17 protein-coding genes are annotated in these 14,131 nt (G+C 72.3%); 3 read left to right on the plus strand and 14 right to left on the minus strand.

Annotated features, from left to right (window positions below):
* Nucleotides 1-86: 86 nt before the first annotated feature.
* Together ACPCJR_RS19095 and ACPCJR_RS19100 are read right to left on the minus strand one after the other, a co-directional pair.
* A complete protein-coding gene (locus ACPCJR_RS19095; RefSeq protein WP_391514289.1) occupies nt 87-1,127 on the minus strand; it encodes a nickel/cobalt transporter in 1,041 nt (346 codons plus the stop codon).
* Nucleotides 1,118-1,780: a DUF1007 family protein gene (locus ACPCJR_RS19100; protein WP_391514287.1), complete on the minus strand. Its 663-nt coding sequence runs from the start codon at nt 1,778-1,780 to the stop codon at nt 1,118-1,120. Before ACPCJR_RS19100 ends, ACPCJR_RS19095 begins: the two co-directional genes overlap by 10 nt.
* Nucleotides 1,781-1,888: 108 nt before the next feature.
* On the opposite strand from ACPCJR_RS19100, the gene ACPCJR_RS19105 reads away from it, so the two are divergent.
* Nucleotides 1,889-2,575 (plus strand): DUF7002 family protein, encoded by a 687-nt coding sequence (locus ACPCJR_RS19105; protein WP_391514285.1) that lies wholly within the window; start codon nt 1,889-1,891, stop codon nt 2,573-2,575.
* On the opposite strand, the gene ACPCJR_RS19110 is transcribed toward ACPCJR_RS19105, so the two are convergent.
* The 5 genes from ACPCJR_RS19110 to ACPCJR_RS19130 all read right to left on the minus strand — a co-directional run bounded on the left by ACPCJR_RS19110 (nt 2,562) and on the right by ACPCJR_RS19130 (nt 8,895).
* Nucleotides 2,562-3,032: a cytochrome c-type biogenesis protein gene (locus ACPCJR_RS19110; protein WP_391514284.1), complete on the minus strand. Its 471-nt coding sequence runs from the start codon at nt 3,030-3,032 to the stop codon at nt 2,562-2,564. The genes ACPCJR_RS19105 and ACPCJR_RS19110 overlap by 14 nt on opposite strands.
* Entirely contained in the window at nt 3,029-5,029 is a 2,001-nt protein-coding gene (locus ACPCJR_RS19115; RefSeq protein ID WP_391514282.1) for a heme lyase CcmF/NrfE family subunit, read from the minus strand. The genes ACPCJR_RS19110 and ACPCJR_RS19115 overlap by 4 nt, the downstream gene beginning before the upstream one ends.
* A 46-nt stretch (nt 5,030-5,075) precedes the next feature.
* The gene (gene ccmE, locus ACPCJR_RS19120; protein WP_391514280.1) at nt 5,076-5,618 is read right to left on the minus strand and encodes a cytochrome c maturation protein CcmE; all 543 of its coding nucleotides are present in this window, start codon (nt 5,616-5,618) and stop codon (nt 5,076-5,078) included.
* 163 nt (nt 5,619-5,781) lie between these two features.
* A complete protein-coding gene (gene ccmI, locus ACPCJR_RS19125; protein ID WP_391514278.1) occupies nt 5,782-7,332 on the minus strand; it encodes a c-type cytochrome biogenesis protein CcmI in 1,551 nt (516 codons plus the stop codon).
* Nucleotides 7,333-7,479: 147 nt separating this feature from the next.
* The gene (locus ACPCJR_RS19130) at nt 7,480-8,895 is read right to left on the minus strand and encodes an ATP-binding protein (RefSeq protein WP_110350586.1); all 1,416 of its coding nucleotides are present in this window, start codon (nt 8,893-8,895) and stop codon (nt 7,480-7,482) included.
* Between the two features lie 92 nt (nt 8,896-8,987).
* Between ACPCJR_RS19130 and ACPCJR_RS19135 the strand changes: the two genes are divergently transcribed.
* Nucleotides 8,988-9,224 carry a type II toxin-antitoxin system VapB family antitoxin gene (locus ACPCJR_RS19135; RefSeq protein WP_391514276.1) on the plus strand — a complete coding sequence of 79 codons (237 nt, stop codon included), beginning with the start codon at nt 8,988-8,990 and terminating at the stop codon, nt 9,222-9,224.
* Complete coding sequence (locus ACPCJR_RS19140; protein ID WP_391514274.1) at nt 9,224-9,622, plus strand: type II toxin-antitoxin system VapC family toxin; 399 nt, start codon at nt 9,224-9,226, stop codon at nt 9,620-9,622. Before ACPCJR_RS19135 ends, ACPCJR_RS19140 begins: the two co-directional genes overlap by 1 nt.
* A 4-nt stretch (nt 9,623-9,626) precedes the next feature.
* On the opposite strand, the gene ACPCJR_RS19145 is transcribed toward ACPCJR_RS19140, so the two are convergent.
* The 7 genes from ACPCJR_RS19145 to ACPCJR_RS19175 all read right to left on the minus strand — a co-directional run bounded on the left by ACPCJR_RS19145 (nt 9,627) and on the right by ACPCJR_RS19175 (nt 14,127).
* Nucleotides 9,627-10,304: a response regulator transcription factor gene (locus tag ACPCJR_RS19145; RefSeq protein WP_110350584.1), complete on the minus strand. Its 678-nt coding sequence runs from the start codon at nt 10,302-10,304 to the stop codon at nt 9,627-9,629.
* Between the two features lie 185 nt (nt 10,305-10,489).
* Nucleotides 10,490-10,861 (minus strand): PepSY domain-containing protein, encoded by a 372-nt coding sequence (locus ACPCJR_RS19150; protein WP_181425434.1) that lies wholly within the window; start codon nt 10,859-10,861, stop codon nt 10,490-10,492.
* A gap of 188 nt (nt 10,862-11,049) precedes the next feature.
* Entirely contained in the window at nt 11,050-11,286 is a 237-nt protein-coding gene (locus tag ACPCJR_RS19155) for a hypothetical protein (RefSeq protein WP_391514271.1), read from the minus strand.
* 29 nt (nt 11,287-11,315) lie between these two features.
* Nucleotides 11,316-11,669 carry a hypothetical protein gene (locus ACPCJR_RS19160; protein WP_391514270.1) on the minus strand — a complete coding sequence of 118 codons (354 nt, stop codon included), beginning with the start codon at nt 11,667-11,669 and terminating at the stop codon, nt 11,316-11,318.
* A 58-nt stretch (nt 11,670-11,727) separates the two neighbouring features.
* Nucleotides 11,728-12,249: a hypothetical protein gene (locus ACPCJR_RS19165; RefSeq protein WP_391514268.1), complete on the minus strand. Its 522-nt coding sequence runs from the start codon at nt 12,247-12,249 to the stop codon at nt 11,728-11,730.
* 38 nt (nt 12,250-12,287) lie between these two features.
* A complete protein-coding gene (locus ACPCJR_RS19170; protein ID WP_391514267.1) occupies nt 12,288-12,869 on the minus strand; it encodes a lysozyme in 582 nt (193 codons plus the stop codon).
* A gap of 178 nt (nt 12,870-13,047) precedes the next feature.
* A complete protein-coding gene (locus ACPCJR_RS19175; RefSeq protein ID WP_391514265.1) occupies nt 13,048-14,127 on the minus strand; it encodes a DUF2793 domain-containing protein in 1,080 nt (359 codons plus the stop codon).
* Between the last annotated feature and the right edge of the window lie 4 nt (nt 14,128-14,131).

The raw sequence follows: 14,131 nt of genomic DNA on the forward strand, positions 1-14,131 counted from the left end.
TCCGGGGAGTAGCCTGCCACGTCTTCGCGGTGCTTGGCGAGGGGGTTCGCGAAAGGGGCGCGAAGGGGACGCGCGCGAGAAGCGTCTCAGCCGCCGATGCCGGTCGCCAGCCCCGAGAGCATCGCCAGCCCCAGCACGAGCACGAAGGCCCCGGCCAGGAGTTCGAGGATGCCGAGGGCGAGGACGCCCGCCCGTCCCCGCCCGCCCGCGAGACGCAGGGCCAATGTCTTGGCGAAGACGGCGAGGCTGGCGAGTGCGCCAGTGGTCAGCGCCGTGCCGAGGGCCATGGCGAAGGTCGCGGCGATGCCGGCGGCGAGCATTCCCTGCGCGGCGCAGAAAACGAGGATCAGCACTGCCCCGGCGCAGGGGCGCGAACCGGCGGCGAGGACGACGCCCAGGCGCTCGCGCCAGCCGTCGAGCTGGTCGAGGGCAGTGGCATCGGTGAGACCGGCATGGCCGCAGCCGGGGCCGCAGGCCGCGGCCGGGGCGCCGACGGCCAAGTCGGCGAGCCGGGCGGCCTTGCGCCAGGTGACGGCGGCGCCGAGCCCCGCGACGAGGACGAAGCTCACGGTCTCGATCAGGGTGCCGGCGCGGGTCATTCCCGCGGCGGTCGCCTTGAGGACGAGGACACCGAGGAGGACGATGGCGATCGCCACGCAGGCCTGGAGCAGGGCCGCCGCCGCGCTCAAGGAGAAGCCCCGCCGGAGGGTACGCTCGCCCGCCACGATGTAGCCGGCGATCACCGCCTTGCCGTGGCCGGGACCGGCGGCGTGAAACACGCCGTAGGCAAAGCCCATCAGCACCAGCGGCATCCAGCCGCCTCCGGCCTTCAGCGCCGAGACCGCGCCCTGGAGCGCGCGCGAGAAGTTGGACTGGACGGAGAGCAGCCAGCCGCCGATCCCCGTCGCGGCCGGTGCGGCCTCGCGGAAGCCGATGCCGAAGGGAGAGCGGGGCGGCGGCGCGGCGAGACTGGGGCCGAGCGTCCAGGCGATGAGAGCGAGGAGGGCGGCGGCGGCCAGCACCGCCCCGGCGGCGAGCGCGGCCTTGAGCGGCAGCCGGCGCGAAGGGCTGCCCTCAGAATCGAGGCCGCCGGCCGGGGAGGATGTCGGGGCCGCGCTCAGGGACATGCGACGATGGCCCGGTTGGCGAATTGCTCGCCGTAATTCGAGGCGGCGGTGAGCGCCTCGAACATCGCCTCGGTCATCGACTGGCCGGCCTGCGCCACGGCGGGCTCGGCGTTCTTGGCCCGCGTCACCGTGGTGGTGCAGCCGGCCGCCGCGCCGGGCAGGCGCACCGCGTCGGCGCCCTCGGCGAGGCTGAAGGCGACGAAGTAGGTCGGATCGTAGACTTCCAGCGCCGCCACGCCGCGCCCCTGCGCGGCCGGCGCCTTCAGCGGCAACAGGAAGTTCAAGGTGAGCCGGTCGCCCTCCATGCTCATGCGGGCGTCCCGCGGCTCGGCGAAGGCCTGTTCCTTCCCCGCGACCTTGAGCTTCGTGAAATAGGCGAACTCGGCGAGGTTGCCGGTGTTCTCGTTGGCGAGTCCCTGCAGTTCCTCGGGCGAGAGCTTGCCGTCGCCGTTGGTGTCGAGGCCCTGCGTCACGAAGGATGAGTAGGCGGCATCGAAGCTCCAGGTGTGACGGATGCCGGCGACGCGGCCGGCCTCGTAGGCGACCTCGGCCCTGGCCGTGACCCAGACGTGGGGGTGGGCCGAGGCCGGGCCGGCAGCGGCGAGGCCGAGCGCGGCGGCGAGGGCGAGGCGTCGAGGAAATGCGATCGGCATGGCGCTCGGGTCGGGGGCTCGCTGCGTTCCGTGGCGAAGGACGCGTCGGGCCCACGTCCTGCCCGAACGATCGGGCGAAAGCAGGGCGCGAAGGGAGCGGGAGCGTCGATGACCGGGGCCGAGCTGGACGAGCTGCTGCGCGATTGCCCGCTCCTGTTCCACATGGCGGAGGCCGGCGCTTGGCCGAGCATCGCCCGGCACGGGCTCCTCAGCACGCGGGCGGCGCTCGACCTCTTCGAGGCGCAGGGCGATCTGCGCGCGGAGGCCGAGGGGCGGCGGCCGGAGGGAATCGTGCTGGAGCGGGCGGATCTCGGCCGCGTCGTGCTGCGCGATCAGAAGCCTCTCAGCGACAAGGCTCTCGCGCGCTGCCTGCGCGACGGCCTGACCCCGTCCGATTGGCACGCCCGGCTGAACGGGCGCGTCTTCTTCTGGCTCAGCCGCAAGCGGGTGCTCACGCTGCTGGCCGGCCGCGCCTACCGGGCGCAGGCCCACGAAATCCTGGAGATCGAGGCGGCTCCGCTCGTCGCGGCCTATCGCGACCGGATCGAACTCTCGGCCATCAATTCGGGCGCGACGGGGCGCTTTCCGGTGCCGCGGGGCGCGGACACCTTCCTGCCGATCGATCGCTATCCTTATGCGGCGTGGCGGACGAAGCGGGCCCGCGGCGAGCGGGCGGTGGAGCTGACCGTCCCCGGTGCGGTGCCGGATCTGCACCGCTTCGTGCGCCGCGTCGTCGTGATGCGCGGCGCGAGCGAGATCGAGACGCTCTACCGGCAGCCGGCTACCGCCCCTTGAGCAGCGCCTCGACCTCGGCCTCCTCGGCCGCGGAGAGTCCGGCCGCCTTCGGTGCCCGGCGGCGCGACAGGCGCCAGATGCCGAAGGCACCGAGGCCCACCGCCAGCAGCGGGCTGAGCCAGAGCAGCAGCGTGTGCCAGCCGAAGACCGGGCGCAGCAGCACGAACTCGCCGTAGCGGGCCACCACGTAATCGACGACCTGCCCGTTGCTGTCGCCCTCCTTGAGGCGGTCGCGCACGAGCAGGCGCAGGTCCTTGGCGAGCGGCGCGTCGGAATCGTCGATCGACTGGTTCTGGCAGACGAGGCAGCGCAGCCCCTCCGAGATCTGCCGCGCCCGCGCTTCCAGGGCGGGGTCCTTCAGCACCTCGTGCGGCTGCACGGCGAGCGCCGGCGCGAGGCCGAGAGACAGGCTCAGGGCGAGCGCGGCGAGCGCCGCGGGGAAGCGCGCGCGGATCATTCGGCGGGCACCGCGGAGGGCGGCAGCTTGGCGCGCGCCTTGACCGGAGCGCCGACGCGCATGCGCCGGTCGGTCAGGGAGAGGCCGCCGCCCGCCGCCATGATGACCGAACCGATCCAGATCAGCAGCACGAGCGGCTTGTGGTAGAGCCGCATGCCGATCGAGCCGTCGGGCATGACCTCGCCGAGGCTGGCGTAGATCTGGCTCACGCCCACCGTCTTCAGGCCGGATTCCGTCACCGTCATGCGGCGGGAGGGGTAGAAGCGCTTGCCGGTCTCGACGGTGCCCACGTAGTCGCCCGCCCGGTTGCGTAGGGTGAGGAAGGCGGTGGTCTCGTCGTAGTTCGCGCCCTTGGTCGGGCCGACCCGGTCGAGGGTGGCGACGTAGGGGCCGGAGGCGACCTGACCGCCCGGCCGGATCGTCGCGAGCCCTTCCGTGGCCCAACCCTGCCCGGCGATGCCGAGCACCACGACGCCGACGCCGGCATGGGCCAAGGCGGTGCCCCAGGCCGAGCGCGGCAGGCCGATCGCCCGGCGCCAGGTCGTTCCGAGGTCGTGCGTCCGGTTCTGGCCGTAGCCGCGGGCGCGCGCCCAGATCTCGAGCACCGAGCCGATGATGAGATAGGCGCCGAAACCGAGGCCGACGGGCGCCATGATCGGACCGCCCCAGGCCAGAGCCGCCGCGCCGAGGGCGACGACGAGCGCCACGGCGAAGGCCGCGAACAGGCGCTGCGCGGCGGCCGCGGCGTCACCCCGCTTCCAGGCCAGCGCCTGCCCGAAGGGCACGATCAGGAGGAGCGGGAGCGCCAGCGGGATGAAGGTCCAGTTGAAGAAGGGCGGGCCGACCGAGATCTTCTCGCCCGTCAGCATCTCCAGGAGCAGCGGGTAGAGCGTGCCGACGAACACCGTGGCGCAGGCGGCCACGAGGAACAGGTTGTTCATCACCAGGGCCCCCTCGCGGGAGATCGGCGCGAACAGGCCGCCCTGGCGCAGCATCGGCGCGCGCCACGCGAACAGGCTGAGCGAGCCGCCGATGAACAGGGCGAGGATCGCGAGGATGAAGACGCCGCGGCTCGGATCGGTGGCGAAGCTGTGCACCGAGGTGAGCAGGCCCGAACGCACGATGAAGGTGCCGAGCAGCGAGAGCGAGAAGGTGAGGATGGCGAGCAGGACCGTCCAGACCTTCAGCGCGTCGCGCTTCTCCATCACGACGGTGGAGTGCAGCAGCGCCGTGCCGGCGATCCAGGGCATCAGCGAGGCGTTCTCGACCGGGTCCCAGAACCACCAGCCGCCCCAGCCGAGTTCGTAATAGGCCCAGTACGAGCCCATGGCGATGCCGAGCGTGAGGAAGCTCCAGGCGATCAGCGTCCAGGGTCGCACCGCCCGCGCCCAGACGGCGTCGATGCGCCCCTCGATCAGCGCGGCGACCGCGAAGGCGAAGGTGATCGAGAAGCCGACATAGCCGAGGTAGAGCAGCGGCGGATGGATCGCGAGGCCGAGATCCTGCAGCAGCGGGTTGAGGTCGTTGCCCTCCAGCGGTGCGGGCGCGACCCGGGCGAAAGGGTTCGAGGTCGTGATGATGAACAGCAGGAACACGAAGGTGATGCTCGCCTGCACCATCAGCGTGTTGGTGCGCAGGGTCGGCGGCACGGAGGTCGTGGCGGTGGCGACCCAGGCGCCGAACAGGGCGAGGATCAGCACCCAGAGGAGCATCGAGCCCTCGTGGTTCCCCCAGACGCCGGAGATCTTGTAGATCAAGGGCTTGGCGGTGTGTGAGTTCTCGACGACGTTCTGGACCGAGAAGTCCGAGGTCACGTGCGCGTAGGTCAGCGCGCAGAAGGCGAACAGGATGCAGGCGAAGGTGCCCAGCGCGGCGGGCGCCGCCACCTCGCGCAGGGCGGCGTCGCCCGAGCGGGCAGCCCAGGCCGGCATCACCGCCTGCACCAGGGAGAGTGCCAGCGCGAGCGCCAGCGCGTAATGGCCGACCTCGACGATCACCGGCAAAGCTCCCGCGCGGTTTCAGGGCGGATGGTCATGAAGGGTCTCACCGCTCGCTGCGCTGACCGAGGGTCGCGTCGGCCGCCTCGGCCTTGGGTGTCTCGGACTTGGGTATCTCGGCCTTGGGGGCATCCGTTTTGGGGGCCGCCTTCCCCCCGCCTTCCTGCCAGCGCCCCTGCGCCTTGAGGGCGTCGGCCACCTCGCGGGGCATGTAGTTCTCGTCGTGCTTGGCCAGCACCGTGTCGGCGCGGAACACGCCGCCGGTATCGAGCGTGCCTTCGGCGACGATGCCCTGACCCTCGCGGAACAGGTCGGGCAGCAGACCGCGATACTGGACGGGGACCGTGGCACTGGTGTCGGTCACCGAGAACTCGACGTTCTGGTCGGGCCCGCGCTTGACCGACCCTTCCGTCACGAGGCCGCCGAGGCGGAAGCGCGTGCCGGGGGCGACGCCCTGCGCGGCCACCTCGGCGGGGGAGCGGAAGAACACGATCGAGCCGGTCATGGCCGACAGGATCAGCCCGAGCGCCAGCGCGAGCACGGCTCCGCAGGTGGCGATGAGGATCAGGCGGCGGCTCTTGCGGGTCACTTTTCCGTCCCGGTTCGTCGGCTTGTTGTCGGCCCTCGGCTCGCGCGAGCGATCTGAGGCCGGCCTGACGTCACTTCATTTGATCGAGCATCCGGTTTCGGCCCCCGCGCCCGCGGGGTCAAGGTTGCACGGGCGGGACCGATTGTCAGGGGCGGGGTTGCGGCTACGGCTTGGCCGGTCGGCCGAGGTCGAGTTCGCGGCCCAGGGCGTCGAGGCGCTCCACCGCGGTCGGGTTGGCGGCGAGCGCCATCTTGGCCCGGTCGAGGGCCTGGGTCGCGGCGGCCCGGTCGCCGAGGATGCCGTAGGAGCGTACCAGCCGCATCCATTCGTCGGCGCTGCCGCCCTTGGCGGCGAGCCGCCGGTCGAGGGTCGCCACCATGCCGCGGATCGCCGCCTCGCGCTCGGCCGGCGGCATCGCCTTGATCGCGGCTGCCGCGTCGGGTTCGGGCCGGCTCAACTCGGCCTTGCCCGTCTCGGCGCCCGCCCTGTCCTCCGCCTTCGGCTCGGGGCGCGGCGCCCCGGCCTCCGCGAGGCCGAGTTCGCGCGCCTGCGCGTCGAGGCGGGCCCGCGCCTCCCGGTCCTCCGGAAAGGCCTTGCGGGCGCGCTCCAGGGCGTCGAGCGCCTTGTCGCGCTCGCCGAGCACCGCGTGGGAGCGCACGAGGCGCAGCCATTCCTCGGCGCTGCCGCCCTGTTTGGCCAAGCGCCGCTCCAGCCCTTCGACCATGCCGCGGATCGCGTCGATCCGCTCGGAGGGGGGCAGCGACTGGATGTTGGAGCCTGGCCCGGCCGCCGGAGCCTTCGCCCCGTCCTCGGCCTTCGGCGCCGGCATCGTCTCGCCCTTCAGCCGGGCGAGGCTCTCGCGCACGGTGGGGAGCCAGGGCGCGTCCGCGGGCGCGGCCTCCGCCATCGCCTCCAGACGGCGCACCGCACCGGCCACGTCGCCGGCCTGCTCGTCGCCGCGAGCGAGGTAGAACTGGGGCTTGGCCGCCTTGGGATCGGCGGCGACCGCCCGGCCCAGCACCTTGCGGGCCTCCGGCGAGACCGTGCCGTCGGCCGCCGCGACCAGGGCCTCGCCCCAATCGGCCAGCGCCTGCGCGTCCTCACCCTTGAGGCGCACCAGGGACGCGTAGGCGCGCGCCGCGTCGTCGAAGCGCCCGAGCCGCATGTAGACCGGGCCGAGCACGCTCCAGCCGCGAACGTCGTCGGGGTGATTGGCGAGCCGCGCCTCGATCTGGCCGATGGCCGTCATCAGATCCTGCGCGCCCGCCCGCGTCGCGTTGCGGTCGGCCTCGGTCTGCGAGGGGAGGTTCGGCGAGCCGTAGAGGCCGTAGACGGCGAGCGCCACGAGCGGGATCGTGGAGAGCGCGAAGGCGGAGGCCGCCCGGCGCTGGCGCAGGTGCGGCTCGGCGATCGGCCGGGCGCCCGGCGCGTTCGCGCGTTCCTCGCGGCTCGCCCGCAGGAGCCGGCGCGCGGCCTCGGTGCGGGCCGCCTCGGCCTCGGCCGGGGCGATCAGGCCGCGGCCGAGATCGCGCTCGATCTCGGCGAGCTGGTCCTCGTAGAAGCCGGTCTCGGTCGCGAGCCCGGACGCACCGCTCCCGGCCTCCAGCCCGGCCCCCTGCGCAAGCCCTTGCCGGCGGCGGCGCGACATCGGCCAGAGCAGCGCGAACACGGCTGCGCCGGTCATGGCCGCCAGAATGAACCAGATCGCCGTCATCAGACCCAGGAATGCAAGCTCGGCCCCGTGTAGAGCCCGAGCGGGGCCCGCACGACATCAGCCTCGGGTGACACGTCGTCACGCACGTGGACAGGCCGGCCATAGCACAGGCGGATTGCAGCGTAACCTTCGCCGCACCGGCACCACTCAGCGTTGTCCGGCACCCGCGGGCGCGTCGCCGGGCACCTCGATCACCGCACGAAGGCCGCCGAGCGCGGCGGCTTCCAGGCGGAAGCGCCCGCGATAGAGCGCGGCCAGATCCGCCACGATCGACAGGCCGAGCCCTGAGCCGGGCTTGGTCTCGTCGAGGCGACGGCCGCGCTTGAGCACGGCGGCGCGATCCTCCTCGGGCAGGCCCGGCCCGTCATCCTCGACCGAGACGAGGAGATGGGGATAGTCGTGCTCGCCCGTGGGCGAGGCGGAGATCGAGACGCGCCCGCTCGCCCATTTCGAGGCGTTGTCGACGAGGTTGCCGATCATCTCCTCGAAATCCTGCTTCTCGCCGCGGAAGCGCAGGCCCGGCGCCACGTGGACCTCGTAGGCGATGTCCTTGTCGCGATAGATTTTTCCGAACGTTCGCACCAGTCCGGCGAGCGCCGGCTCGACCTCGGTGGAGGTGCCGAGCGTGCCCGCGAGCGCGGCGGCGCGGGCGCGGTCGAGATGGTAGTTCACCTGATCGCGCATCACCGCCGCCTGCTCGCGGATCTTCTCCGACAGCTCCGGCGGCGCCTCGCTGCTCCCGACCTCGTTGACGATGATCGAGAGCGGGGTCTTCAGGGCGTGGGCGAGGTTGCCGACCTGGGTGCGGGCGCGCTCCAGGATCTCGCGATTGGTCTCGATGAGCAGGTTGATCTCGCCCGCCAGCGGAGCGATGTCGCGCGGATACTCGCCGTCGATCCGGTCGGCCTCGCCGCGGCGGATGGTGCCCAAGGCGGTGCGCAGCTTGCGCAAGGGCGCGAGGCCGAAGCGGATCTGCAGCAGCGCGGTCGCCGCGAGCGAGAAGCCGAGCAGGCCGAAGGTCATGAACAGCGAGAAGCGGAAGCGCTCGACATCGTTGACGATCTCGTCGGCCGGCCCCGCCACGCGCACGGTGTAGCGCCCGTCGGCCCCGACATCGACATCGCGCTCGACGATCCGCAAGCTGCGGTCGTCCTGGCCGCGGCCGTAGCCCTGGCGGATCTGGCCGATCGTGGCGGTGCCGGCCTGATCCGGCCCTTTCAGCGGCACGCCGACGAGCGAGCGCGAGGTGCGCAGGTCCCGCGGCTTCGCATCGGGCCGTCCGACCTGCCAGTACCAGCCCGAGAGGGGCAGATCGAAGCGCGGATCGCCGAGCGAGAAGGAGCGCGCCTCCGGGTCGCTCGGGGAAACGAGATCCGTGGCGAGGTTGTTGGCGAAGACGAGCAGCCGGCTGTCGAAGGCGCGCTCGGTGTTCTCGCGGTAGAGCGTGGTGAGGATGAAGGCCGCGATGACGAGGATCGCGGTGCTCGACAGGAACGAGGAGACCGCGAGCCGGACCGCGATGGAGCGGCGGCGCAGGGGCAGCCAGGCGAGGCGGTCGGTCATGATTCCAGGCTCGAAACGCGGCTCGCTCGCAGGCGCGCAGGCATGTACATCAAGCGCACCAGCTTTCTACACCGAGTCGAACCGAGACACCCATGGCTCTGCACATCCGCGATGTGGAGACGGACCGCCTCGTCCGCCTCCTGGCCGAGCAGCGCGGCATTCCACTCACCGAAGCCATCAAGCTGGCCGTGCGCAATGAGCTGGAGCGGGAGGCGCAGCGGCCGGGCCTCTGGGATCGGTTGAAGCCACTGCACGCCAGCGTGGCCGCCCGGGCCTCGACAGGCCTCGAGGCCGACAAGGCCTTCTTCGACGGGCTGAACGACGAGTGATGTTCGTCGATGCCTCCGCCCTCATCGCCATTGCCACGGGAGAGCCGGAGGGAAAGGCCCTCGCCGAGCGTCTCGAGACGGCAGGAGCCGCGATCACCTCGCCGGTCGCCGTCTACGAGGCGGTCCTCGGCATCGCCCGGAAGAAGCAGGGCGGCCTTGAGGCAGCCCGGGCGGATGTCGCGATGCTGCTCGACCTCGCGCGGATCGGTCTCGTCCCGATCACCCCGGAGGATGCGGATCGGGCGCTCGACGCCTTCGCGCGCTACGGGAAGGGAACCGGGCATCCGGCCCGGCTCAACATGGGCGACTGCCTCGCCTACGCGGTTGCACGAAGCCACGGCATGCCGCTCCTCTACAAGGGCGAGGATTTCGCGCTCACCGATCTTGGCACCCGATGACGGCTCACCCCCGCCCGGGCGGCTGGTTCGGATCGATCAGGTAGCCCAACCCCCGCACCGTCTGGATCAGATCCACGGCGAGCTTCTTGCGCAGGCGCCCGACGAACACCTCGATGGTGTTGGAATCGCGGTCGAAATCCTGGTCGTAGAGGTGCTCGGTCAGCTCGGCGCGGGAAACGACGCGGCCGGTGTGATGCATGAGGTAGGAGAGCAGGCGGTACTCGTGACTCGTCAGCTTGACCGGCGCCCCGTCCACGAAGACGCGGCCCGAGCGGGTGTCGAGGGTGACGGGGCCGCAGGCGATCTGGCTCGAGGCATGGCCCGCCGCGCGGCGAAGGATCGCGCGCACGCGGGCCATCAGCTCCTCCATGTGGAAGGGCTTGGTCACGTAATCGTCGGCGCCGGCATCGAAGCCGTCCACCTTGTCCGACCAGCGGTCGCGGGCGGTGAGGATGATGACGGGGGTCTTCACCCCGGCCCGACGCCAGTTCTGGAGCACGGTGACGCCGTCGGCCTTGGGCAGGCCCATGTCGAGGATGATCGCGTCGTAGGGCTCGTTCTCGCCGAGATAGCCGCCCTCCTCGCCGTCGAAGGCCTTGTCGGCCACGTATCCGGCCTCTTCCAGGGCGGCGACGACCTGACGGTTGATGTCACGGTCGTCCTCGACGACGAGCAAGCGCACGGTCGGTCACTCCTCAAGCAGATCGCCACCGGCGATGACGGCGCATCGCCCGCTTTTCCCGTTCGGGGCAGAATCAATCGGGGCGGCGGGTGCCGGCCGAATGCGCGGACACTGACGATCGGTCAGGTTCCGGGCAACCGGATGTCGCTCATAAACCATAAAACTTCCGCTACGCCGCCCCACCGCTACCATTGCCCGCTGACCTGCCCGGACTGGGCATCGACCATCACGCGCGTGAACTGCCCGTCGCGGCGCAGGGCCGTCAGCAGGTAGACGAGCCCCGCCTCGTGCCGGCACAGGCTGGCGCGCTGGATCTCGGCCCGCGGGACGATCTGGCGGGCCGCGCGGATCGCGGCGATGGGCGGAACGACGCGCTTCTCCGCCACCGCCTCGCGCAGATCCGCGGGCGAGAGGCAGTCGTCGCCCCGGTTCAGCACCTCCCGCGTCGGAGGGGCGGGCGCCAGGGCGCCGGTCTCCTCGGCGAGGGGGCCGACCGCGCCCGTCGCGAGAACCGCGGCGGTCGAGACGACGATCAGCAGGGCGAAAGCTTGGCGCATCGAGGGGAACTCTCGTCTCAGGGCACTGAATGCGCCCTGAATGTTCGCGAGAGCGAGCCGTTTCGGGGAAGCGAATGCTGTTCTCGGGTCGGGGGCCATGTCCGGGTCGGCGATGCTGTCGGGGACAAGGCGGGACCGCCGCCACGGTTCCCGCAGTGCCCGTGCGCAGACGGGCTCAGAGAGTCGTGTCACGGCGCCGTTCGTCCCGCCGCGCTGAGCCCCGGATCGAGGAAGCGTCGCAGCGTCCGGCTCGCCAGATCCTGGCTGTCGATGTGATCGAGCGCGGCCCGGCGCAGGACGGTGAGCGAGCGCTCGAAGCCGCGGCGGGCCTGGTCGAGCCGGCTCGCGGCGGCACGGCTGCGGCGCCTCCGCGAGGGATGGCGACCGAGCCCGGCCGGGCCTGCCGGGAAAAGGGATGCGAACATGGATCGTCCCGTCCGTTGCGGATCGTCGGTCAGGGCCTCGGACGATGCGGGAGGTCGTCCATCCGCCGCAGGATTTCCTCGAACTTCTCGCGGGCGCGCTCGTCGCTGCGTTCCACCTCGCGGGCGGTCTCGGCGGCGAGCCGGGCCAGATCCTCCAGCACGCGGGTGCGGCTCTCCAGCGCGGCGGCGACCGCCGCGTTGGTCTGCGAGGCGCGCTCCAGAGCGGCGGCGGTTGCCCCGGTCTCGACGATGCGCGCCTCCAGCACGCGCAAACCGTCGCGGTAGAGATGGAGGCAGGCGAGCCCCAGCAGCACCGCGACGATCCAGCCGGCACCGCCGTCGGCGAAGAGGAGGCGCGCGGCTTCCGTTGCGATCTTCTCCACGGCGGGATCCTCCGGATCGGCTGTCGCGACGCCCCCCGGTCTCGGCGCGGCCGGAGGATCAGGTGGCCTCGCCGGGTGCAGCCGAGGCGACGCGCCTGAGCGCGGGTTCGAGGGTGTTGCGGGCGGTGGCCGCCTCTTCCAGGCTCAGGGAGCGGAAAACCTTCTCGGCCAGCCCCTCGCCGCCGCCCGCCGCGCGGATCAGCCAGCCCGGCGCCTGATCGAGGGCGCGCTGCACGGCGCGGGCGATCACCGCCGAACCGACGGCGACCGTGAGCGTGCGCCCGCGGACCGCGCCGGAGACGGCGTTGAGGGCGTAGTCGGTGGCGCGGTGCACGAGGCGTTCGACGAGGGCGTCGGTGACGAGGAGCCGCAGCGGGCCGCCGATGCGGGCGAGGACCGCCGCCAGCGCGGCGACCAGAACCGGCGTGAGCAGCGCGGTGAGACCCTGGGCGAGGGCGAGCACCGCGTCGCCCCAGGGCAGGACGAGCGCGGCCGCCTCCGCGGCAGGGTGTGCGGCCGCCGCGCCGGTGCCCGGCGGCAGCGCGAGCAGGAGCAAGGGCAGGATTGCCTTTGCGATCATGGTTGCGATCCTTCTCGAATCGAGGGGATGGGCGAGGTTCAGCGGGGGCGCGGCGCGGCCGGACGGCGCGTCGGCGCTCCAAGATGGCCTGCGGCCAGTGAGGGACGGTCTGCGGCCAGCGAGGGACGGCCTGCGGCGGGCAGCGCCACGGGCTGCGGATCGCCGCGCCGGGCGCGCGGGAGGGCGGCCTCGTAGGCGGTGCGGAACTGGTCGTGCTCGGCCTGCCGGCGCGGGATGATGGCCGCCGGCCGGTTCCACATCAGGATCGCCCCGGCCGCGCCGTCCCGATCGCCCACCCGCAGCCGCCGCAGCACGGTGGAGCGCAGGAAGGCCGCCGGTCCGATGTTGAAAGAGAGCGAGACCAGGGCGTCGAAGGCGTGCTGCGGCAGCGGCTCGGGGATCGCCTCCGCGACGGTGCGCACGAAGCGGGCCACGTCGCGGGCGAAGATCGCGTCGGCCTCCTCCGCGCCGATGCGCAGACCCGCCCGCGGCAGAGGCGGGCCGGCGGCGGCGGTGTGGCCGACACCGATCGTCCAGATGCCGACGCTGTCGCGATAGGCCTCCAGCCGCAGGCCCTCCCGGGCGATCAGGACGGCGCGACCGACGGCGCTGAGATCCATCGTATGTCTCCGGGTCGGGGCGGGGTGGGCAGCGGGGATGCAGGACCGGTCGCGCACCGCGCCGGGGCCGGCGGGGGGCGCTTGTCCGAGGCCCCTCGAAGTGCCCGCCGGGCGAGACGGCCGGGGTGCGTCGTCCGCCCCGGCATCGACCGCGCCACGGGCGTTTCGTGGCGCGGCCTCAATCGAGGTTCTCGAAGAACAGCGAGAACAGGACGTTGACCGTGAAGTGCGCGCCGGCGCTCGACACGACCTTGAGGCACCAGTGCTCGTGGCCTTCGAAGACGACACCGTTGACGAGATCGGACGCTTCCTTGGCGTCGCCGGAAATCGTGCAGGTCAGCGCGGTGTCGCCGAACCGTTTCTGCAGGGTGAAGGTCCAGTGCTGATCCGCGCCCGGAGCCTGCTGCGTCAGGATGCGCAGGTGCTTGAACCGCCCCCTTCGCCCCACGGGAAGACAGACTTCGCTGGGATGCCCGCCGAACAGGGCGTGGGAGAAGTAGCGGGTCGCGCCCGCATGGACGGCGTTGTCACCGATGTTGCCCGCGATCACCTGCCCCGTCGGCAGCGGCACGCCCGCGGCGGTGACGCGGCCGGGAAAGGCGACGTCCCCCGTCGCCCGAGCGATGCGCAGGGCTTCGAACCAGCGGCCTCCGTCGGGCGAGACCTTCACGCGCAGGTCGTCGTCGCCGGTCAGGCCGATCTCGGCCCGGCCCGACCAGCCGGACTGCATCAGCAGGGAGAGGACGTTGCCGGGCGCCTGCTTGTTGAGGGTGTAGCGCAGATCCCCGCTGCCCCCCTCGGCCGTCGTCCGCGCGGTCCAGAGCGCCTTGTTGAGCTTGGCCGCGAAGGGATTGTCCGCATCCGCGCCCGTGCCGATCCCGAGCCGGGAGAGGTCGTTCAAGGCATCCAGGGTGCCGCGGAACGACATCCAGGCCGTGCCCGTGAAGGTGTAGAGGTCGGCCTCGTCGGCGACCCAGGCGAGCCAACCGGCCCGGGGCCGCAGGGCGAGCCACGTCCCGTCCTGGAAGCGAACGACGCGGCCGGCCCAGCCCGTCCAGGCGCCGGACGGATCGGAGGCGGCGATCAGGTAGCGGTCGCCCTCCATCGGATCGGGGGGCGGCGCCGTGCGGTCCTTGTCGAGGACGGCGAGATGCACGAGCGCGTCGAGCAGCGCCAGCGCCTCGTTGTGGGTGACGTGCTTCTGCGCCTGGCCCGCCGCGATCAGCGGCAGGGCGAGGCTCGGGGTGGTGTCGGCCATGGGC

The sequence above is a fragment of the Methylobacterium sp. NPDC097929 genome, assembly GCF_049543375.1.
Lineage (GTDB): Bacteria > Pseudomonadota > Alphaproteobacteria > Rhizobiales > Beijerinckiaceae > Methylobacterium.

What these genes read in the sequence shown, in the direction of transcription:
- ACPCJR_RS19095 (WP_391514289.1), bottom strand. Translation starts at nt 1,127, where the DNA reads ATGTCCCTGAGCGCGGCCCCGACATCCTCCCCGGCCGGCGGCCTCGAT.
- ACPCJR_RS19100 (WP_391514287.1), bottom strand. Translation starts at nt 1,780, where the DNA reads ATGCCGATCGCATTTCCTCGACGCCTCGCCCTCGCCGCCGCGCTCGGC.
- ACPCJR_RS19105 (WP_391514285.1), top strand. Translation starts at nt 1,889, where the DNA reads ATGACCGGGGCCGAGCTGGACGAGCTGCTGCGCGATTGCCCGCTCCTG.
- ACPCJR_RS19110 (WP_391514284.1), bottom strand. Translation starts at nt 3,032, where the DNA reads ATGATCCGCGCGCGCTTCCCCGCGGCGCTCGCCGCGCTCGCCCTGAGC.
- ccmI (WP_391514278.1), bottom strand. Translation starts at nt 7,332, where the DNA reads ATGACGGCGATCTGGTTCATTCTGGCGGCCATGACCGGCGCAGCCGTG.
- ACPCJR_RS19130 (WP_110350586.1), bottom strand. Translation starts at nt 8,895, where the DNA reads ATGACCGACCGCCTCGCCTGGCTGCCCCTGCGCCGCCGCTCCATCGCG.
- ACPCJR_RS19135 (WP_391514276.1), top strand. Translation starts at nt 8,988, where the DNA reads ATGGCTCTGCACATCCGCGATGTGGAGACGGACCGCCTCGTCCGCCTC.
- ACPCJR_RS19140 (WP_391514274.1), top strand. Translation starts at nt 9,224, where the DNA reads ATGTTCGTCGATGCCTCCGCCCTCATCGCCATTGCCACGGGAGAGCCG.
- ACPCJR_RS19150 (WP_181425434.1), bottom strand. Translation starts at nt 10,861, where the DNA reads ATGCGCCAAGCTTTCGCCCTGCTGATCGTCGTCTCGACCGCCGCGGTT.
- ACPCJR_RS19155 (WP_391514271.1), bottom strand. Translation starts at nt 11,286, where the DNA reads ATGTTCGCATCCCTTTTCCCGGCAGGCCCGGCCGGGCTCGGTCGCCAT.
- ACPCJR_RS19165 (WP_391514268.1), bottom strand. Translation starts at nt 12,249, where the DNA reads ATGATCGCAAAGGCAATCCTGCCCTTGCTCCTGCTCGCGCTGCCGCCG.
- ACPCJR_RS19170 (WP_391514267.1), bottom strand. Translation starts at nt 12,869, where the DNA reads ATGGATCTCAGCGCCGTCGGTCGCGCCGTCCTGATCGCCCGGGAGGGC.
- ACPCJR_RS19175 (WP_391514265.1), bottom strand. Translation starts at nt 14,127, where the DNA reads ATGGCCGACACCACCCCGAGCCTCGCCCTGCCGCTGATCGCGGCGGGC.